The sequence below is a fragment of the Cellulosimicrobium cellulans genome, assembly GCF_007679345.1.
Classification (GTDB): domain Bacteria; phylum Actinomycetota; class Actinomycetes; order Actinomycetales; family Cellulomonadaceae; genus Cellulomonas; species Cellulomonas cellulans_A.
Map to the genome: position 1 here is coordinate 56,893 of NZ_VEGH01000001.1, position 19,009 is coordinate 75,901.

Annotated in this window: 17 protein-coding genes; 5 read left to right on the forward strand and 12 right to left on the reverse strand. The window is 76.2% G+C overall.

Annotated features, from left to right (window positions below; all coding sequences use genetic code 11):
• Positions 1-13: 13 nt before the first annotated feature.
• The 6 genes from FS882_RS00250 to radA form a co-directional block, all read right to left on the reverse strand.
• Positions 14-949, reverse strand: coding sequence for an aldo/keto reductase (locus FS882_RS00250; RefSeq protein ID WP_158369658.1), 936 nt, complete (start codon positions 947-949; stop codon positions 14-16).
• 287 nt (positions 950-1,236) lie between these two features.
• Complete coding sequence (locus FS882_RS00255; protein ID WP_158369660.1) at positions 1,237-2,427, reverse strand: hypothetical protein; 1,191 nt, start codon at positions 2,425-2,427, stop codon at positions 1,237-1,239.
• Between the two features lie 113 nt (positions 2,428-2,540).
• Positions 2,541-4,190, reverse strand: a complete 1,650-nt coding sequence (locus FS882_RS00260) for an ABC transporter permease (protein WP_262347960.1) — start codon at positions 4,188-4,190, stop codon at positions 2,541-2,543.
• The gene (locus FS882_RS00265; RefSeq protein WP_158369662.1) at positions 4,187-5,104 is read right to left on the reverse strand and encodes an ABC transporter ATP-binding protein; all 918 of its coding nucleotides are present in this window, start codon (positions 5,102-5,104) and stop codon (positions 4,187-4,189) included. The genes FS882_RS00260 and FS882_RS00265 overlap by 4 nt, the downstream gene beginning before the upstream one ends.
• Positions 5,101-5,760, reverse strand: a complete 660-nt coding sequence (locus FS882_RS00270; protein ID WP_187365051.1) for a TetR/AcrR family transcriptional regulator — start codon at positions 5,758-5,760, stop codon at positions 5,101-5,103. The genes FS882_RS00265 and FS882_RS00270 overlap by 4 nt, the downstream gene beginning before the upstream one ends.
• 103 nt (positions 5,761-5,863) lie before the next feature.
• Positions 5,864-7,279, reverse strand: coding sequence for a DNA repair protein RadA (gene radA / locus FS882_RS00275; RefSeq protein WP_262347961.1), 1,416 nt, complete (start codon positions 7,277-7,279; stop codon positions 5,864-5,866).
• A 118-nt stretch (positions 7,280-7,397) separates the two neighbouring features.
• On the opposite strand from radA, the gene disA reads away from it, so the two are divergent.
• Entirely contained in the window at positions 7,398-8,474 is a 1,077-nt protein-coding gene (gene disA / locus FS882_RS00280) for a DNA integrity scanning diadenylate cyclase DisA (protein ID WP_158369668.1), read from the forward strand.
• Positions 8,475-8,495: 21 nt separating this feature from the next.
• Here the strand turns inward: disA and FS882_RS00285 are convergent, their stop codons facing one another.
• Positions 8,496-9,086 carry a hypothetical protein gene (locus tag FS882_RS00285; RefSeq protein ID WP_158369670.1) on the reverse strand — a complete coding sequence of 197 codons (591 nt, stop codon included), beginning with the start codon at positions 9,084-9,086 and terminating at the stop codon, positions 8,496-8,498.
• Positions 9,087-9,220: 134 nt separating this feature from the next.
• Between FS882_RS00285 and FS882_RS00290 the strand changes: the two genes are divergently transcribed.
• On the forward strand, positions 9,221-10,159 hold the full coding sequence (locus tag FS882_RS00290; protein ID WP_410053253.1) for an A/G-specific adenine glycosylase: 939 nt from the start codon (positions 9,221-9,223) through the stop codon (positions 10,157-10,159).
• Here the strand turns inward: FS882_RS00290 and FS882_RS00295 are convergent.
• The 3 genes from FS882_RS00295 to FS882_RS00305 form a co-directional block, all read right to left on the reverse strand.
• The gene (locus FS882_RS00295; RefSeq protein ID WP_158369674.1) at positions 10,156-10,698 is read right to left on the reverse strand and encodes an amino-acid N-acetyltransferase; all 543 of its coding nucleotides are present in this window, start codon (positions 10,696-10,698) and stop codon (positions 10,156-10,158) included. The two genes, FS882_RS00290 and FS882_RS00295, sit on opposite strands and share 4 nt — an antisense overlap.
• Before the next feature lie 68 nt (positions 10,699-10,766).
• The gene (locus FS882_RS00300) at positions 10,767-11,438 is read right to left on the reverse strand and encodes a TetR/AcrR family transcriptional regulator (RefSeq protein ID WP_158369676.1); all 672 of its coding nucleotides are present in this window, start codon (positions 11,436-11,438) and stop codon (positions 10,767-10,769) included.
• 25 nt (positions 11,439-11,463) lie between these two features.
• Positions 11,464-12,453 carry a sugar-binding transcriptional regulator gene (locus tag FS882_RS00305; protein WP_158369678.1) on the reverse strand — a complete coding sequence of 330 codons (990 nt, stop codon included), beginning with the start codon at positions 12,451-12,453 and terminating at the stop codon, positions 11,464-11,466.
• Positions 12,454-12,644: 191 nt separating this feature from the next.
• Here FS882_RS00305 and FS882_RS00310 point away from each other — a divergent pair, with 191 nt between their 5' ends.
• From FS882_RS00310 to glpK, 3 genes are all read left to right on the forward strand, one after another.
• The gene (locus tag FS882_RS00310) at positions 12,645-14,462 is read left to right on the forward strand and encodes a glycerol-3-phosphate dehydrogenase/oxidase (protein WP_158369680.1); all 1,818 of its coding nucleotides are present in this window, start codon (positions 12,645-12,647) and stop codon (positions 14,460-14,462) included.
• Positions 14,463-14,571: 109 nt separating this feature from the next.
• Positions 14,572-15,309 carry an MIP/aquaporin family protein gene (locus tag FS882_RS00315; protein ID WP_158370371.1) on the forward strand — a complete coding sequence of 246 codons (738 nt, stop codon included), beginning with the start codon at positions 14,572-14,574 and terminating at the stop codon, positions 15,307-15,309.
• Between the two features lie 184 nt (positions 15,310-15,493).
• The gene (glpK, locus tag FS882_RS00320) at positions 15,494-17,014 is read left to right on the forward strand and encodes a glycerol kinase GlpK (protein ID WP_158369682.1); all 1,521 of its coding nucleotides are present in this window, start codon (positions 15,494-15,496) and stop codon (positions 17,012-17,014) included.
• Positions 17,015-17,150: 136 nt separating this feature from the next.
• On the opposite strand, the gene FS882_RS00325 is transcribed toward glpK, so the two are convergent.
• Both FS882_RS00325 and eda read right to left on the reverse strand, forming a co-directional pair.
• Positions 17,151-18,251, reverse strand: a complete 1,101-nt coding sequence (locus FS882_RS00325; RefSeq protein ID WP_158369684.1) for a sugar kinase — start codon at positions 18,249-18,251, stop codon at positions 17,151-17,153.
• Positions 18,252-18,305: 54 nt separating this feature from the next.
• On the reverse strand, positions 18,306-18,944 hold the full coding sequence (eda, locus tag FS882_RS00330) for a bifunctional 4-hydroxy-2-oxoglutarate aldolase/2-dehydro-3-deoxy-phosphogluconate aldolase (RefSeq protein ID WP_158369686.1): 639 nt from the start codon (positions 18,942-18,944) through the stop codon (positions 18,306-18,308).
• Between the last annotated feature and the right edge of the window lie 65 nt (positions 18,945-19,009).

Consider the following 19,009-nt stretch of genomic DNA (forward strand, 5'->3'; position numbering starts at 1 on the left):
CGGGCCCCCCGGGTCAGGCGGCGGCGTCCGACAGGGCGGTGACCTCGTCGTCCGCCAGGTCCAGGCGGGCACCCGCCAGCAGGTCGGGCAGCTGCTCGACGGAGCGGGCGCTGGCGATCGGCGCGACGACGCCGGGCTGCACGCGCAGCCACGCCAGGGCGACGGCGGTCACGCTGGTGCCGTGCGCGGCGGCGACCGCGTCCAGCGCGGCGAGCACCCGGCGGCCGCGGTCGTCCAGGTACCGCCCGGCCGACCCCGCGCGCGGGCTGTCCACGGCCGGCGAGCCGTCGCGGTACTTGCCCGTGAGGAAGCCGCTGGCCAGCGAGGAGTACGGCAGCACGCCGAGGTCCTCGCGCACGGCGAGCTCCTGGAGCGGGCCCTCGTACTCCCCGCGGTGCACCAGGTTGTAGTGCGGCTGGAGCGCGACGAACCGGGCGACGCCGAGCTCGTCCGCGATCCGCAGCGCCTCGGCCAGCCGCTCGGGCGTGAAGTTCGAGGCCGCGACGTACCGGGCCTTGCCGTCGGCCACGACCTCCCCGAGCGCCGCGACCGTCTCCTCGAGGGGGGTCTCGCGGTCGTCCTCGTGGGCGTAGTAGAGGTCGACGTAGTCCGTGCCGAGCCGCTTCAGCGAGTCGTCGATCGCCGCCCCGACCACGGCGCGGGAGGTGCCGCGGCGCGTGCTGAGCTTGCCGACCTTCGTCGCGACCACGACGTCCGCGCGGTTGCCCCGCGCGGCCATCCACCGCCCGATCGTCGCCTCGGACTCGCCGCCCTCGTGGCCGGGTCCCCACTCGGAGTAGACGTCCGCGGTGTCGACGAAGCTGCCCCCACCCTCGACGAACGCGTCCAGGACGGCGAACGAGGCCTGCTCGTCCGCGGTCCAGCCGAACACGTTGCCGCCCAGGTTCAGCGGCAGGACGTTCAGGTCGGTGGTGCCGATGCGTGCCATGGTCCTCCTCGGTCGGTCGGCGCCGGCCGGGGCACGGCGCCGCTGGGCGCGCGCCGCAGGGGGCGGCGGGCGCGGGGTGCGGGCGGTCGCGCCGTCGGGCCGCCGCGCACCGGTCTACCCCACGCGGCCCGGGCGCGCCCGCGCAGCGCCGCCCCGGGCACCGAACGAGCAGGCGACGCGTCGAGCGAGCAGTCGCCGACTACTCGCTCGACGCGTCGGGTACCCCCTCGGCGCGGGCGGACCCGCGCGGCGGCCACCTCACCGGCACGCGGGGCCGCCGCGGCGGGTCAGAGCGGGTACGCGGCGTACAGGTTGCGGATGTCGGACGCCGGGCCGCGCAGGACGAACACCGTGGTGCCGTTGCTCCACATCGCGACGCCGGTGCCGTCGCCCTGGTCGACCACGGTGACGGTCCCCACCGGGGCGCCGTCGACGAGGACCTCGTCCTGGAGCAGCACCATCGGGCCGCCGGCGGCCGCGTCCGCGGAGTCGTCGCCCTCCGCGTCGTCGGTCGCGGCGTCGGCGGCGCCCTCGGTCCCGGAGTCCGCCGCGGGCTCCGCCGTCGCGGGCGCACCGGTGACGGCAGCGAGCACCGCGGCGGCCTGCTCGGGGGTCTCCCACTGGCCGGCCTGCACCGAGACGGTGCCGTCGGCGCCGTCCGTGTAGGTCTCGGCGTACGCCTCGACGGCGTTCTGCGCGAGCAGGGCCTCGTCGTCGGCGGACGACGCGAGGGCGTACTGCAGCAGGGTCGTCGGCAGCGCGCCCGCGAACGCGGTGGTGGCCGGCCGGGCGACGGGCTCGACCGAGCTGGTCGGCGACGGCAGCACCACGTCCGGCGGGGCCGCGGCGCCGCCGCCGGAGTCCCGGGTGAGGAACCAGGCCGTGCCCCCGCCGGCGAGGACCAGCACGGCGGCGACCACCGCGCCGACCAGCACCCAGCGCCTCCGGCCGCGCGCGGGTCCGGCGTCGGCGGCGTCGTCCACCCGCGCGTCACCCGGGTCCGTGGCCGCGGCGCCGCCCGCGGCCTCCATGGCGGCGGCTGCCCGGGCGAGGGCGGCGGTCCGCGCCTGCTCCTCGCCGGCCTGCAGCGCGGCGTCCGCCCGGGCGAGGGCGGCCGTGCGCTCGGCGGGGTCGACGGGGGCGGCCGGGGCCGTCCCGTCGGCGGCGGCGAACCGGCGGCTTCGCCGGCTGGGCGGCTCGACGGGGTCCGAGGCGGCCGGGACGGGGGCGCCGGGTGCCGCGGGAGCGGGGACCGGGGCCGCGGGACCCGCGGGCGCGCCGGCGGGGGTCCAGCCCGCGGTGGGGACCGCGGGACCACCGGCGGCCGCCGGGCCCGCACCGCCGGCACCCGTCCCGCCCGCGTCGCCGTCACCGCCGCTCAGGCTCGGCCACGCCGGCCGGTCGCCGCCGAACCGGCCGACGCCCGTCGCCGGCGTGCCGGGGTCCCGGCGCGCGAAGCGCCCGTCGGTGTCACTCATGCACGCACTCCCTGCAAGCCTTCCGGTCGGGCCGGGTCGCGATGCCGCGGACCGGCCCGGAGGTCCCGCGGCAGCCTAGCGGCCGGGCACCGGGTCCCGGTGGACCGGCGCGGTCAGGCGAGCAGGTCGCGCCGCCGGAAGGCCAGCACGCCGCCGGCCACCAGCGCGGCCGCGAGCGCCGCGAGGACGCCCAGCGCCGGCCAGTCCACCGGGTCCGCGGGCATCGCCGGCGTGTACCGGAGCGGGGACGCGACGTCGCTGCCGTCGGGCAGGACCCCGGCGAGCATCGCGGTCAGGGCCACGTAGCCGAGGTAGGCCCAGGCGAGCCCGAAGGCGCGCGGGGCGACCCCGAGCGCCAGGACCGCCGCGCCGGTGACGGCCCACAGCGCCGGCACCTGCGCCAACGCCGCGCCGACGAGCCGGCCGACCAGCGACGGGTCGTCCAGCGTGCTCGCCGCCGTGAGCCCCATCACCAGCCCGCCGAGCAGCACCATCCCCGCCGCGGCGCCGAGGACGACCAGGAGCTGGGCGCCCAGCCACCGCACCCGGCCGACCGGGCCCGCGAGCACGTGCGCCGCGCGCCCGGCCGCCTCCTCCGCGCGGACCGCGCCCACGCCCTGCACGCCCGCCGCGGCGGCCAGCGCGACCGCCACCAGCAGGTACCGGGACAGCGCCGCCTCCCCCGCACCGCCGGGGCCCTCCGGGAAGAACGCCGCGAGCGCGGGCTCGTCCTCGATGAACTGCACGACCTCCCGGGCCAGCACGCCGACCAGGGCGCAGATCGCCACGACCCCCGCCGCCCACCCGGCGAGCGCCCCGCCCAGCCGGCGCAGGGTCACGGCCGCGATCCCCGTCAGGCGCGGCGAGGCGTGCGCGCGCCCGGTGCGCTCGGGCAGCAGGCCGTCGCCGAGGTCGCGGCGCTCCGCCAGCAGCGCGGCGAGACCGAACGCGGCGGCGGACGCGAGCACGGGCAGCGCGAGCGGCCACCACCGCTCGTCGACCCACGCCCGGGTGGCCTGCGACCAGCCGAACGGCGACAGCCAGCTCAGGACGCTGCCGCTCTCCGGGGCGCGGACGTCGCCGGCCGCGCGCAGCACGAACCCGACCCCGATCGCCGCGAGCCCGAGCATCGACGCCGTGCGGGCGTGCCGCACCAGCTGGGCGGCGACGGCCGCCGTCGCGCCGGACGTCAGCCCGACCAGGGCGCAGCCGAGCCCGAACGCGAGCGCCCCGGCTGCGGGCAGCCCCGTGCCGGCCAGCGCCGCCGCGAGCGCCAGCCCGATCGCCACGTCCGCGAGGGTCACGACGACGACCGCCGCGAGCACCGGGGCGTCCCGGCCGACGGGCGTCGAGCGGACCACCTCCAGGAGGCCCGACTCCTCCGCCCCGCGCAGGTGCCGGACGACCAGCTGCACCGACAGCACCGCGAGCGCCAGGGCGACCCAGGCGCCGAGCTCGTTCGCCACCATCGCGCCGATCGTGTAGTCGTCCAGCCCGTATCCCGGCCCGCCCAGCGCGACCGCCGCCGGCGACCGCATGAGCTCGGCGCGGGCCGCCCGGGACTCCGGCGTCGGGAACAGGTCGGCCTCCGAGGCGGCCGACACGGCGGTGAGCCCGGCGACGGCGACGAGCCACACCGGGAGCCGCACCCGCTCGACCCGCAGGGCGACCCGCACCAGCGCGCCGGTCCCGGCCCAGCGGTCGGTCGCGCGCCGCGCCACGGGTGCCGTGGGGCGGCCGGCCGGCGCGGCGACGGCGGTCACCGGGGGCTCCCGACGGCCTCGCCGTACTCGCGCAGGAACAGGTCCTCGAGCGTCGGCGGGTGCGCGGTCACGCCCCGGACGCCGAACCGGGGGAGCAGCGCCAGCAGGTCGTCCAGCGCCTCGGCGTCGACGTCGAGGCGCACGTGCCCGTCGGCGACCGCCGGCTCGTGGACCCCCGGCGCGTCGCGCAGCGCGGCGAGCGCGGCGTCCGGGTCCCGCAGGGAGACGACGACGGCGGTCCGGGTCAGCCCGCGGAGCTCGTCGAGGGTCCCGGACCGCACCGCACGACCCGCGCGGATGATCGTGACCCGCTCGCAGAGCGCCTCGACCTCCGCGAGGATGTGGCTCGACAGCAGCACCGTGCGCCCGGCCCCCGCGGCCTCGCGGATGCAGTGCTGGAACTCGGCCTCCATCAGGGGGTCCAGCCCGCTGGTCGGCTCGTCCAGCACGAGCAGCGGGACGTCGGCCGCGAGCGCGGCGACCAGCGCGACCTTCTGCCGGTTCCCCTTCGAGTACGCCCGGACCCGCACCGTCGGGTCCAGCTCGAACCGCTCGACGAGGTCCGCGCGCCGCCGCGCGTCGAGCCCGCCGCGCAGCCGGCCGAGCAGGTCGATCGCCTCGCCGCCGGTCAGGTTCGGCCACAGGTCGACCTCCCCCGGCACGTAGGCGAGGTGGTGGTGCAGAGCCACCGCGTCCCGCCACGGGTCGGCCCCGAGCACCCGGGCCTCGCCCGCGTCGGCGCGGAGCATGCCGAGCAGCACCCGGATCGTCGTCGACTTGCCCGCGCCGTTCGGGCCGAGGAAGCCGTGCACCTCGCCGGTGCGGACGGACAGGTCGAGGCCGTCGAGCGCCCGGCGGCGGCCGAACGTCTTCACCAGGCCGCGGACGGCGACGGCGTCGGTGGTGGTGGTCATGGTTCCTCCCGGGCGAGCTCGTCGATCGCCGCCGCCAGCAGCCCGTGGTCGGTGAGCAGCGGCTCGGTCAGCATCTCCATCGCCGGGACGACCGCCCAGCGGGACAGCGCGGTGAACGCCGCGACGGGGTCGAGGGTCGGCGAGGGCGCGCGGCCCGCCTCGGCGTCGATGAGCGCCAGCTGCAGCAGCCCGACGCTCTGCGCGACCAGGTACCGGGCCCGCCCGGCCGGGTCGACCGACGGGCTCACCGTGCCCGCCGCGACGCCGAGCGCCAGGTAGTCCTCCGTCGCCGCGACCATGTCGTCGACGAACCGGGACGCGAGCTCCCCGCCGGCGGCCAGGCTGCGGACCACGTAGCCGAACACCGGGCCGTACCGGGTGAGGTCGGACAGGTGCGCCATCGACTCCCGCGGGGTCTCGGTGGTCAGCGACGCCTCCTTCTGCGACCGGATGCGGTCCAGCACGTAGGTGTCGCAGGCGGCCCGCAGCCCGTCCTTGGACCCGAAGTGGTGGATGACCAGCGCGGGGCTGACCCCGGCGTCGGCGGCGACCGCGCGCAGCCCGGCGCCGAACCCGTCGCGGGCGAACCGCAGCAGGGCGGCGTCGCGGATCCGGGCGCGGGCGGTGAGGTCGTCGTCGGCCGTGGCTGAACGCATGTTCAGCAGACTAAACGCGCGTTCAGTCCGCCCGCAAGGGGGTCACGACGGCCGCCCCGGGGGCCGCGGCGGGCCGGCGGCGGGCGGCGGCGGGCCGGCGGTGTCAGCCCTCGGCGCGCGCCTGCACCCGCGCGGTGTCGGCGCGCGTGAGCCGCACCGCCTCGCCGAGGTCGGCGGCCTGCGCCACCCGCATCCCCTCGGGGGCCTGGCCCTTCTCGAGCGACCCCGCGGGCACCACCGCGTGCGTGAACCCGAGCCGCGCCGCCTCCGCCAGCCGGCGCGCGGTGCCGGTCACCGGGCGGATCTCCCCGGCCAGCCCGACCTCCCCGATCGCGACGAGCCGCGGCGGGAGCGCGACGTTCTCCCGGCTGCTGACGGTCGCCAGCGCGAGGGCGAGGTCCGCGGCGGGCTCGACGACGCGGGCGCCGCCGACGGTCGACACGTACACGTCCTGGTCGCCGACCTTCAGGCCCGCCCGCCGCTGCAGCACCGCGAGCACCATCGCGAGCCGGCTGCCGTCGACGCCGCTGGTGGTGCGGCGCGGGTTGCTGAGCATCGACGGCGCGACCAGCGCCTGCACCTCGGTCGCGAGCGGGCGGCGGCCCTCCAGGGTCACCGTGACGCAGGTGCCGGGCACGTGGTGCCGCTCGTGCGACACGAACAGCCCCGACGGGTCGGCCAGGCCGACGATGCCGGTCTCGGTCAGGTCGAAGCAGCCGACCTCGTCGGTCGGGCCGAACCGGTTCTTGGTCGCCCGCAGCAGCCGCAGGCGCGAGTGCCGGTCGCCCTCGAACTGGCACACCACGTCCACCAGGTGCTCCAGCGTGCGCGGTCCCGCGACCGACCCGTCCTTGGTGACGTGCCCGACGAGGAGCACGGGCAGCGCGCGCTCCTTGGCGGCCGAGATGAGCGCGGCAGCGACCTCGCGCACCTGGGCCACGCCGCCCGGCGAGCCCTCCACGGCCGACGACGCCACCGTCTGCACCGAGTCGAGCACGAGCAGGTCGGGCTCGGTCTGCGCGAGGTGGCCGAGGATCGTGCCGAGGTCGGTCTCGGCCGTGAGCAGCAGGGTGTCCGCGAGCGCCCCGATCCGCTCGGCGCGCAGCCGCACCTGGCCGGCCGACTCCTCCCCCGTCACGTAGAGGACCGTCCGCCCGCCGGTCGCGGCGCGGCTGGCGACGTCGAGCAGCAGCGTCGACTTGCCGACGCCGGGCTCGCCCGCGAGCAGCACCACCGCGCCGGGCACCAGCCCGCCGCCGAGGACGCGGTCGAGCTCGCCCACGCCGGTCGGCAGGGCGCGCGCCGCCTCGACGTCGATCTCCGCGATCGGCCGGGCCGCCCCGCGCAGGGGCACCATGACCGCGGTGCGCGGCGCCGCCCCGCCCGGGCCGGTGTCCTCGGACACCGAGCCCCAGGTCTGGCACTCGCCGCACCGGCCCACCCACTTGGACGTCGTCCAGCCGCACTCGGTGCAGCGGAACGCGGGCCGGGCGGTCCGGGAGGAGGTGGTGGTCGACACGGCCGTCACGCTAACGGCCGCCACCGACAGGCCCCGGCACCGCACCGTGACCGAATCGCGACGTCCGCGGGGCGCGCACCGCACGCGGCGCGTCGCCGGCGGCCCGTAGGATCGCGCCGTGCCCACCACCACGCCGCCCGACGACCTGCTGCGGCACACGCTCGCCGCGGTCGCGCCCGGCACCGAGCTGCGCGACGGCCTGGAGCGCATCCTGCGCGGCCGCACCGGCGCGCTCATCGTGCTCGGGCACGACGCCACGGTCGAGAGCATCTGCTCCGGCGGCTTCGAGCTCGACGTCGAGTTCTCCGCCACCCGGCTGCGGGAGCTCGCCAAGATGGACGGCGCGATCGTCATGGACCCCGGCTCCCGCCGGATCCTGCGCGCCGCCGTGCAGCTGCTCCCGGACCCGACCATCTCGACGTCCGAGTCGGGCACCCGGCACCGCACGGCCGAGCGGGTCGCGAAGCAGACCGGGCTGCCGGTGATCTCGGTGTCCGCCTCCATGCGGATCATCGCCCTGTACGTCGGCGAGCAGCGGCACGTGCTGGAGAACGCCGACGCGATCATGTCCCGCGCCAACCAGGCGCTCGCGACGCTGGAGCGGTACAAGGCCCGGCTCGACGAGGTCAGCGGCACGCTGTCGGCGCTCGAGATCGAGGACCTCGTCACCGTCCGCGACGTGTGCGTCGTCGTGCAGCGTCAGGAGATGGTGCGCCGCATCTCCGTGGAGATCGCCGGCTACGTCGTCGAGCTCGGCACCGACGGCCGCCTGCTCTCCCTCCAGCTCGACGAGCTCACGGGCGGCATCGGCTCGGACAGCGAGCTGGTCATCCGCGACTACCTCGACTCGTCCCGCCGCGACGGGGAGGCCATCGCCGCCTCGCTCGCCGCGCTCGACTCCACCGAGCTGCTGGACCTCGCGCTCATCGCCCGAGAGCTGGGCCTGCCGTCGGGCGTCGAGATGCTGGACGCCGCCACCGGCCCCCGCGGCTACCGGCTGCTGTCCAAGGTCCCGCGCCTGCCCGCCGCGATCGTCGACCGGCTGGTCGGCCACTTCAGCGGGCTGCAGAAGCTCCTGGCGGCGAACATCGACGACCTCATGGCGGTGGACGGCGTCGGCGAGCAGCGCGCCCGCGCGGTGCGCGAGGGGCTGTCGCGGCTCGCGGAGTCGAGCATCCTCGAGCGCTACGTCTGACCCGGGGCGTGGCCCCGCGGGTCACTCCAGGCCGAACACCACCGGCTCGGTGCTGACCCCGCCGAGCGCGAGCACGGCCTGGTAGGTCCCCGGCTGCGCGGCGGGCTGGTCCGGGGCGCAGCCCTCGACCGACCGGGTGCGGTCCCACTGGACCTGGCGCTCGTCGACCTGGCCGGGCGCGAGCAGCAGCTGCAGGGTCTCGCCCGTCGCGCAGTCGGTGCTCGCCCAGATCCGGTCGCTGCCCGAGGTGATGAGCACCTGGCGCTGGGCGTCGCCCGCGTCGAGCAGGCAGTCCACGTCGCCGGTGTTGGTGATCCGGATGGTGAAGGTCGGCAGCACGCCGGCGGCGTAGGTGGTCGCGTCCGCCGCCAGCTCGAGCCCCACGGCTCCGGGCTCGCAGGCGGGGGTTCCCTCGGTCGTCTCCTCGGACGTCGGCGCCTGCTCCGTCGAGCCCCCGGTCGGCGTGGCCGCGTCGTCGTCGCCCCCGCCGAGCAGCGCCCGCACGCCGAGGAACGCGAGCACCACGACCAGCACGAGGACCAGCACGACGACGGCGCGCCGGACCCAGTACACGCGCGCGGGCAGCGAGCCCTCCGGCCGCAGCACGCCCATGTCCCGGTCCCTCCGCTCGAACTGCCGCCCACGCTAACCCGGCGCCGCCCCACCCCGGGTGACCGCCTCGCGGACACGCGGGTGGAGGGGTGAGGATGTGCGGCGTGCCTCCCTCCTCCGTCGACGCTCCGGGCGTGGACCCGGCGACCGCGAGCGCGGCGGCCGTGGACCCCGCGCTCGCCGAGGGCGTGCGGGCCGACGTCCTCGCGTGGTTCGACGCGCACGCCCGGGACCTGCCGTGGCGGCACCCCGACCGGACGCCCTGGGGCGTGCTGGTCAGCGAGGTGATGCTCCAGCAGACCCCGGTCGTCCGGGTCGAGCCCGCCTGGCGCGCCTGGCTCGCGCGGTGGCCCGAGCCCGCCGACCTGGCCGCGGCCGGCCCCGCCGACGTGCTGCGCGCCTGGGACCGGCTGGGCTACCCGCGGCGGGCGCTGCGGCTGCAGGAGTGCGCGCGGGCCGTCGTCGAGCGGCACGGCGGCGTGGTGCCGTCGGACGCCGACGCGCTGCTCGCGCTGCCCGGCGTCGGGGAGTACACGGCCGCCGCGGTGCGGGCGTTCGCGTTCGGGCTGCGCTCGGTCGTGCTCGACACCAACGTGCGCCGGGTGCTGGCGCGGGTGGCGGAGGGCGCCGCGCTGCCGGCCCCCGCGCTGACGGTCGGCGAGCGCCGGCTCGCCCAGGCGTTCGTGCCGGCGGACGACGCCGGCGCCGCGCGGTGGGCGGCCGCGTCGATGGAGCTCGGCGCGCTGGTGTGCACGGCCCGGTCGCCGCGGTGCGCGGCGTGCCCGGTGGCGGACCGGTGCGCGTGGCGGCTGGCCGGCGCACCCGGCGACCTGCACGCGCACCGGCGCCGGACGCAGGCGTGGGCGGGGACGGACCGGCAGGTGCGCGGGCGGATCATGGCGCTGCTCCGCGAGGCGCTGGAGCCCGCGCCGGCCGAGGCGGTCGCGGCGGTGTGGCCGGACGACGCCCAGCGGGAGCGGTGCCTGGCGGGGCTGCTGGTCGACGGGCTGGTCGAGCGCGTCCCGGGCGAGGACCCGGAGCGCCCGCGCTACCGCCTCCCGGCGGGGGCCTAGAGCTCGACGAGCATCCGGGTGTTGCCCAGGGTGTTCGGCTTGACGCGCGCCAGGTCGAGGAACTCGGCCACCCCGTCGTCGTGCGACCGCAGCAGCTCGGCGTACACCTCGGGCGGCACCGCGGGCCCGGCGATCGTGCCCCAGCCGTGCGCCGCGAAGAAGTCGACCTCGAACGTCAGGCAGAACAGCCGGCTCAGGCCGAGGTCCTGGGCCCGCGCGGTCAGCCCCTCGAGCAGCGCGTGCCCGACGCCCCGCCCACGCCACTGCCGCGCGACGGCGAGCGTGCGGATCTCCGCGAGGTCCTGCCACATCACGTGCAGCGCCCCGCAGCCGATGAGGGTGCCGTCCTCGGCCTCGGCGACCTGGAACTCCTGGATCGCCTCGTAGTAGCCGACCAGCTCCTTGGCGAGCAGGATCCGCTCGTCGGCGTACGGCTGCACCAGGTCGCGGATGCCGCGGACGTCCGCCGGGAGCGCGGGTCGGACCCGGTAGGCGAGGGCGGGCGCGACGGGGGACGACGGTGCGGCGGGGTCGGTCACGCCCTCAACCTACGACGCGCACCAGCGGCGACGCCCGCCGGTCCACGCCGCGAGCGCGCGCGGCACCGTCACGCCACCAGCTCCGCGGCCGCCGTGCGCGCCCGGCCCAGCGCCGCGCCGTCCAGGCCGAGCACGCGCAGCGCGGCGTCGGCGACCAGCGGCGCGACCTGCTGCGCGGCGGCGTCCCCGCCGGAGCGCCGGGCCGTGATGACCGTCTCGACCAGCCCGAACACCAGCGTCGCCTCGGCGGGCCGCGCGGACTCCGGCCGCCCCAGCACCGCCGCGACCAGCGCGTCGTACCGGCCGCGCAGCCGCGCGCGTTCCGCGCGGAACTCCGCGAACGCCTCGCCCTCGACCTCCGGCAGCTGCATGAGCCCGCCGATGTTCACCGGTCCGTCCGCCAGCCAGCGGGCGTCGGCGTCGCACAGGGCCCACAGCCGCGCGGCCGGGTCGCCGGGCGCGTCCAGCAGCTCGTCGGCCAGGTCGAGCGACGGGCGGACGGTGTCCAGCAGCAGGGTCCGCAGCAGCACGTCCTTGCCGCGGAAGTGGTGGTAGATCGACGCCTGCCTGACGCCCGCGCGCTCGGCGATGGCGTACGTCGAGGTCGCCGTGTACCCGACGCTGCTGAACAGCGCCGCCGCCGCGGCGAGCACGTCCCCGCGGGTGTCCCGGCCGTCCGCGGCTCGGGGGCGCCCGGGCCGCGCCGCGGGGCGCCCGGCGTCGGGCGTGGGGGCCGTCATGCGCGCGGACGCTAGCAGCCGCGCATCACCGGGACGTTTCGCGGCCGCGCACCCCGGCGCCGCTGCGCGCGAGCTCCAGCAGCCGAGCCGCCGTCCGCTCGTCCACGACGAGGTCCGTCATGGTGCCGGCCCGCAGCGCGGCGAGCAGCGGCACCGCCTTGTTGTCCCCGGCGACCGCGCACAGCCGCCGCGGGATCCGCCGGAGCTGCTCGGGCGACGGCCCGGTCGCCCGCGCGTTCAGCGGCACGTCCTGCCAGGACCCGTCGGCGCGCAGGAACACGGTGCACACGTCGCCGACGACCGACTGCTCGTGCAGCAGCTCGACGTCGTCGTCGTCCAGGTACCCGGCGGAGTAGACGTGGCTCGGGACCGAGCCGGTGACCGAGCCGACGGAGAACAGCGCGATGTCCGCCCGTGCCTGCTCGTCGAGCACCCGGCGCACCGACCGCTCCCGCCACATGGCCTGCTTCGTCTCGGGGTAGTCGAAGAACGCCGGGACCGGGAAGTGGTGCACGGTCGCGCCGAACGCGCTGCCGAACGAGGCGATCAGGTCGCTGGCGTACTCGATGCCCGACGTGCGGGTGTTCGCCGCGCCGTTCAGCTGCACGACGACGCTGCCGTGCGTGGCCTTGGGCTGCAGCCGGCGCGAGACGGCGGCCAGCGTCGTGCCCCAGGCGACGCCGAGGATCATGTCGGAGTCGAACCACGAGGCGAGCAGGCGTGCGGTCGCCCGGGCCACCTGGTCGAGCGTGTCGGCGGGCTCCCCGGAGTCCGGGACGGGCACCACGTAGGTGTCGATGCCGAACGCCGCGGAGATCGAGCGGCCCAGGCTGGGCGCGCGCGTGCTGGACGGCCGGAGCGTGATCTCGACGAGCCCCGTCTCCCGGGCCCGCTTGAGCAGCCGGGAGACGGTCGACCGGGACGTGTGCAGGTGCCGCGCGATGACGTCCATCTTGACGTCCTGCAGGTAGTACATGGACGCGGCGCGCAGCACGTCCTGCTCGCGGTCGGTCATCGTCCGCGACCTCCTCGTCCGGCGGGATCCGGGACCTCGGTCCCTGCACATTCGTGCACTGCGGTTGCGCGTCTGTTCGCGACGTGACGACGATAGCGAACAGACAGGACCGAGGTCCCAGTCTGCGGGGCCACGAGCACCCGCGACCAGGGCACCGACGGCCGGGAGAGCACGACCGCGATGGAGCTGACATGAGGACCGCAGCACTGACCCCTCGCCTGCGTGACGACGCGCTGGCGGCCCTGCGAGCGACCACGGAGGGCGGGCCGGAGCTCGACGTCCTCGTCATCGGCGGCGGCGTGACCGGCGCGGGCATCGCCCTCGACGCGGTGACGCGCGGCCTGTCCACCGCCGTCATCGACGCGCAGGACTGGGCCTCGGGCACCTCCAGCCGGTCCAGCAAGCTCGTGCACGGCGGTCTGCGCTACCTGCAGATGCTCGACTTCCACCTGGTGCGCGAGGCCCTCACCGAGCGCGACCTGCTGATCAGCGACCTCGCGCCGCACCTGGTCAAGCCCGTGCCGTTCCTCTACCCGCTGGAGAACCGGGTCTGGGAGCGCGCCTACGTCGGCGCCGGCGTGGCCCTGTACGACACGCTCGCCAGCGTCAACGGCCGCAAGCGCGCCATGCCGCTGCACCAGCACCTGTCCCGCAAGGGCATGGAGCGCAAGTTCCCCGACCTGCGCCACGACGCCGCCGTCGGCGCCGTGCAGTACTGGGACGCCAGCGTCGACGACGCCCGGCTGGTCTCGACCCTGATCCGCACGGCGGTCTCCTACGGCGCGCACGCGGCCTCCCGCACCCAGGTCATCGGCCTGACCACCACGTCCGGCGGCGCGGTCACCGGCGCCGAGCTGGCCGACCTGGAGACCGGCGAGCGCTTCACGGTCCGCGCCCGGCACGTCATCAACGCCACCGGCGTCTGGACCGAGCAGACCGAGTCGCTCGCCGGCACCGAGGGCGGCCTGCGGGTTCTCGCGTCCAAGGGCATCCACATCGTCGTGCCGCGCGACCGGATCGCGGGCAACACGGGCCTGATCCTGCAGACCGAGAAGTCGGTCCTGTTCATCATCCCCTGGTCCCGCTACTGGGTGATCGGCACCACGGACACCCCCTGGGAGCAGGACCTCACCCACCCGGTCGCCACCAGCGCCGACATCGACTACGTCATCGAGCACGCCAACGCGGTGCTGTCGCGGCCGATCACGCGCGACGACGTCATCGGCACCTGGGCGGGCCTGCGGCCGCTGCTGCAGCCCGGCACCAAGGAGGGGACGTCGTCGGCCAAGGTGTCCCGCGAGCACACCGTCGCCTCCCCGACCCCCGGCCTGACGGTCATCGCCGGCGGCAAGCTCACCACGTACCGCGTCATGGCGAAGGACGCCGTGGACTTCGCGATCGGCTCGCGCGCCACCACGCTGCCGTCGATCACGCACAAGGTCCCGCTGGTCGGCGCCGAGGGCCTCGAGGTGCTGCAGCGCCAGGCCCGCGACATCGGCAGCCGCTACGGCTGGGACCGCGGGCGGATGGACCACCTGCTGCACCGGTACGGCTCCCTGCTGGGCGAGCTGCTCGAGATCGTCGACGAGGAGCCGTCGCTCGGCCAGCCGCTCGCCGAGGCCCCCGCGTACATCGGCGCGGAGATCGCCTACGCCGTCACGCACGAGGGCGCCCTGCACCTGGACGACGTGCTGATGCACCGCACCCGCCTCAACTACGAGGTCGCGGACAAGGGCCTCGCCGCGCTCGACGAGATCGCCGCCCTCGTCGCGCCGCGGCTGGGCTGGGACGACGCCACCCGCGCCCGCGAGGTCGACGCCTACCGCCAGCGCGCGCAGGCCGAGTTCGCCGCCGCCGAGCAGCCCGACGACGCCGCCGCCCAGGCCGCGCGCGACGTCGCGGAGGACCTCGCGCCGCTGCTGCCGCTCGACGCGGACCCGGTCCGGCCCGGCACCAAGCCGGGTTCGTCGCCGAGCACCCCTGCCACCGCCGGTCCGGCAGGGACATGATCAGTACCACCTAGCGGTCCCCCGGCCGCGCCCCGCCCGGTCGGTCCTCGACCGGGCGGGACCCTGCGAGACAACGACGTCCGTCAGAAAGAGGTCGACTGTGGAGTCCATCTCGATCGGAGATGCCATCCTCTCCGAGTTCCTCGGCACCACCGTGCTGCTCCTCCTCGGTGCAGGCGTGGTCGCCAACGTGATCCTGCCGAAGACGAAGGGGTTCGGCGGCGGCTGGCTGCTGATCAACTTCGGGTGGGGCCTCGCCGTGTTCACCGGCGTGTACGTGGCGTTCCAGTCCGGCGCGCACCTGAACCCGGCCGTGACGCTGGGCATCTGGGCCGCGGGCAAGGACGAGTTCGCCCCCGGCATCGAGGTGAACGCCGTCAACGGGTTCCTGTACATCGCGGCGCAGTTCGCCGGCGCCGCGGTCGGCTCGACGCTCGCGTACCTGACCTACAAGAAGCACTTCGACCAGGACGCGGACCCCGCGATCAAGCTCGCGGTGTTCTCCACCGGACCGGAGCTCCGCTCCTACGGCTGGAACTTCCTCACCGAGGTCGTCGGCACGTTCGTCCTGGTGTTCTGGGTGGTCATCAGCGGCAACACGCCCGCCCAGATCGGCCCGCTCGGCGTCGCCCTGGTCGTGGTCGCGATCGGCGCCAGCCTCGGTGGCCCCACGGGGTACGCCATCAACCCGGCCCGTGACCTCGGCCCGCGCATCGCGCACGCCCTGCTGCCGATCCGCGGCAAGGGCTCGTCCGACTGGTCGTACGCCTGGGTGCCGGTGCTCGGCCCGGCCGTCGGCGGCATCCTCGGCGGCCTGCTGGCCATGACCATCGGCTGGGTGGCCTGACCCCCGCGCCCTGACCGGGGCGCCCGCCCTCACCCCTGCGGGGGCGGGCGCCCCGGCAGCACCCCCGCGACGCACCCCGTCGCACGCACGTCGCGGCCCGCCGGCCGCACCGTTCCCGGCAGCGCCGCCCCCGCGGTGCCGCCACCCGCCCCCGGGCGGGGCAGACCGACGCGAAGGAAGTCTCATGTCCGAGCAGCTCGTCATGGCGATCGACCAGGGCACCACCTCCACCCGGGCGATCCTCTTCAACCACAGCGGCCAGATCGTCTCCGTCGGCCAGACCGAGCACCAGCAGATCTTCCCGCGCGCCGGCTGGGTCGAGCACGACCCCAACGAGATCTGGACGAACACCCGCGAGGTCGTCGGCCTGGCGCTGTCCCGCGCCAACAAGACCTACTCGGACGTCGCCGCGATCGGCATCACCAACCAGCGCGAGACCGCCGTGGTGTGGGACCGCACCACCGGCCAGCCGGTCTACAACGCGATCGTCTGGCAGGACACCCGCACCCAGAAGATCTGCGACGACCTCGCGGCCCTCGGCGGCGGTGCCGAGCGCTACAAGGACCGCGTCGGCCTCCCGCTGGCGACGTACTTCTCCGGCCCGAAGATCCGGTGGATCCTCGACAACGTCGAGGGCGCCCGCGAGAAGGCGGAGCGCGGCGAGCTCGCGTTCGGCAACACCGACTCCTGGGTGCTGTGGAACATGACCGGCGGCGTCGACGGCGGCATCCACGTCACCGACGTCACCAACGCCTCGCGCACCATGCTCATGAACGTCGACTCGCTCACCTGGAACGAGGAGATCGCGGCCGAGATGGGCATCCCGCTGTCGATGCTCCCGGAGATCCGCTCCTCCTCCGAGGTCTACGGGCACGGCCGCCAGGGCGGCCTCGTCCCGGGCGTGCCGATCGCCGGCATCCTCGGCGACCAGCAGGCCGCGACGTTCGGCCAGGCGTGCTTCGAGGTCGGCACGGCCAAGAACACGTACGGCACCGGCAACTTCATGCTGCTGAACACGGGCACCGAGCCAGTCCCGTCGAAGAACGGCCTGCTCACCACCGTGGCGTACAAGATCGGCGACAAGCCGCAGGTGTACGCGCTCGAGGGCTCGATCGCCGTCACCGGCTCCCTCGTGCAGTGGCTGCGCGACAACCTGGGCATGTTCGCGGACGCCCCGGACATCGAGTACCTGGCCTCCAAGGTCGAGGACAACGGCGGCGCGTACTTCGTCCCCGCGTTCTCCGGCCTGTTCGCCCCGTACTGGCGGTCCGACGCCCGCGGGGCGCTGGTCGGCCTGACCCGGTACGTCAACCGCAACCACATCGCCCGCGCGGCGCTGGAGGCCACCGCCTTCCAGACCCGCGAGGTGCTGGACGCGATGAACGCGGACTCCGGCGTGGCGCTGACCGAGCTCAAGGTCGACGGCGGCATGACCGCCAACAACCTGCTCATGCAGTTCCAGGCGGACATCCTCGACGTGCCGGTCGTCCGGCCGCAGGTCGCGGAGACCACCGCGCTCGGCGCGGCGTACGCCGCGGGCATCGCCGTCGGCTACTGGGAGGGCGAGCAGGACGTCATCGACAACTGGGCCGAGGGCGCCCGGTGGACCCCGAACCTGGAGTCCGCCGAGCGCGACCGGCAGTACCGGCTGTGGAAGAAGGCCGTCACGAAGACGTTCGACTGGGTCGACGACGACGTGCGCTGACGCGTGACGCCCCGGGGCCGGCCGTGGGCCACCCCCGGGGCCCGCCGCGCGGCGACCCCGCGGGCACCCCGGCAGGACCGACGGCCCCGTCCCCCTCGTCACGAGGAGGGACGGGGCCGTCGTCGTGCGGCGACCGTCAGCGGTCGACCCGGGCCGAGCCGCCGCCGGCGAGCTTGAGCACCTCGGCCTCGGACGCCATCGTCGTGTCGCCCGGGGTGGTCATGGCGAGCGCCCCGTGCGCCGCGCCGTACTCGACGGCGGTGGCGAGCGACCGTCCGCCGAGCAGGCCGTAGACCAGGCCCGAGGCGAACGAGTCCCCACCACCGACCCGGTCCAGGATCTCCAGGCCGGGCCGGTGCGTGGCGCGGACCAGGCCCTCCTCGCGGGACCACGCGATGGCCCCCCAGTCGTTGACGGTCGCGCTGCGGACGGTGCGCAGCGTGGTGGCGATGACCTGGAAGTGCGGGAACTCCGCCGCCACCCGGTCGATCATCGCGGCGAACGAGTCGACCTCGATCGCGGACAGGTGCTCGTCGACCCCCTCCACCTCGAAGCCGAGCGCCGCGGTGAAGTCCTCCTCGTTGCCGATCATCACGTCGACGTACCGCGCGATCTCCCGGTTCACCTCCTGCGCCCGGGCCGTGCCGCCGGTCGACCGCCACAGGCTGGGCCGGTAGTTGAGGTCGTAGGAGACGACGGTGCCGTGCCGCTTCGCGGCGGTGACGGCGGCGACCACGGTCTCGGCCGCGGTCTCGGACAGGGCGGCGTAGATGCCGCCGGTGTGCAGCCAGCGGGCGCCGAGCTCGCCGAACAGGTGGTCCCAGTCGACGTCGGCGGGCGCGAGCTGCGACGCCGCGGTGTGCCCGCGGTCGCTGACGCCCACGGCGCCCCGGACGCCGAAGCCGCGCTCGGTGAAGTTCAGGCCGTTGCGGACCTCCCGGCCGATGCCGTCGTACGGCAGCCACCGCAGGAACGACGTGTCGACGCCGCCCTGCAGGATCAGGTCCTCCACCAGCCGGCCCACCTCGTTGTCCGCGAGCGCGGTCACGATCGCCGTGCGCAGGCCGAACGCGCGGCGCAGCCCGCGGGCGACGTTGTACTCGCCCCCGCCCTCCCACGCGCGGAACTGGCGGGCGGTGCGGATGCGGCCCTCCCCCGGGTCGAGGCGGAGCATCACCTCACCGAGGGAGACGGCGTCGTAGCGGACCTCGGCGGCGGGGCGGGTGGTCAGGGGCACGGGACGCTCCTTCGCGGCGTTCGTGGTGGGTGTCGGGTGCGCGCGGTGCGCGCGTCAGGGGCGCAGGCGGGTCGCCAGCGCGACGGCGTCGGCGACGAGCGTCCGCACCCCCGCGAGGTCGCCGTCGTGCACCCGGTCGCGCGGGACCATCCACGAGCCGCCGACCGCGGCGACGCACGGCAGCGCGAGGTACTGGTCGAGGTTGCCGGGGCCGACTCCCCCGGTCGGCACGAACCGCACCCCGCCGAACGGGGCGGCCAGCGCGGCGATCGCGGCGCTGCCGCCCGAGGTGCCGGCGGGGAAGAACTTCACGGTGTCCAGGCCCAGCTCCAGCGCGGCCTGGACCTCGGTCGCGGTGACCGCGCCGGGCAGCACCGGGACGCCGTGCTCGCGCGCGCGCTCGACGACGGCGCGGGACGTGCCCGGGGACACCAGGTACTCCGCGCCGGCGGCGACCGCGGCGTCGACCTGGGCGGGGGTGACCACCGTGCCCGCGCCGACGAGGACGTCGCCGCCCCGGTCCGCGATCGCCCGGATCGCGTCGGCAGCGGCGGCCGTGCGGAAGGTGACCTCGGCGACGGGCAGACCGCCGCCGACGAGCGCGTCCGCGAGCGGGCCGGCGTCGCGGGCCTCGTCGAGGACGACGACCGGCACCAGCCGGTGCGCCGCGAGCCGGTCGAGCACGTCCGCCATGTCGAACTCCTTCGTTCCGCTGTGCGCAACGCTCGCTGCGCTGTGCGCACCGATCGTGGCACACG

Coding starts and splice junctions, on each gene's coding strand:
- FS882_RS00250 (WP_158369658.1), bottom strand. CDS start 949: ATGGCACGCATCGGCACCACCGACCTGAACGTCCTGCCGCTGAACCTG.
- FS882_RS00255 (WP_158369660.1), bottom strand. CDS start 2,427: ATGAGTGACACCGACGGGCGCTTCGCGCGCCGGGACCCCGGCACGCCG.
- FS882_RS00265 (WP_158369662.1), bottom strand. CDS start 5,104: ATGACCACCACCACCGACGCCGTCGCCGTCCGCGGCCTGGTGAAGACG.
- FS882_RS00270 (WP_187365051.1), bottom strand. CDS start 5,760: ATGCGTTCAGCCACGGCCGACGACGACCTCACCGCCCGCGCCCGGATC.
- FS882_RS00285 (WP_158369670.1), bottom strand. CDS start 9,086: ATGGGCGTGCTGCGGCCGGAGGGCTCGCTGCCCGCGCGCGTGTACTGG.
- FS882_RS00300 (WP_158369676.1), bottom strand. CDS start 11,438: ATGACGGCCCCCACGCCCGACGCCGGGCGCCCCGCGGCGCGGCCCGGG.
- FS882_RS00305 (WP_158369678.1), bottom strand. CDS start 12,453: ATGACCGACCGCGAGCAGGACGTGCTGCGCGCCGCGTCCATGTACTAC.
- FS882_RS00310 (WP_158369680.1), top strand. CDS start 12,645: ATGAGGACCGCAGCACTGACCCCTCGCCTGCGTGACGACGCGCTGGCG.
- glpK (WP_158369682.1), top strand. CDS start 15,494: ATGTCCGAGCAGCTCGTCATGGCGATCGACCAGGGCACCACCTCCACC.
- eda (WP_158369686.1), bottom strand. CDS start 18,944: ATGGCGGACGTGCTCGACCGGCTCGCGGCGCACCGGCTGGTGCCGGTC.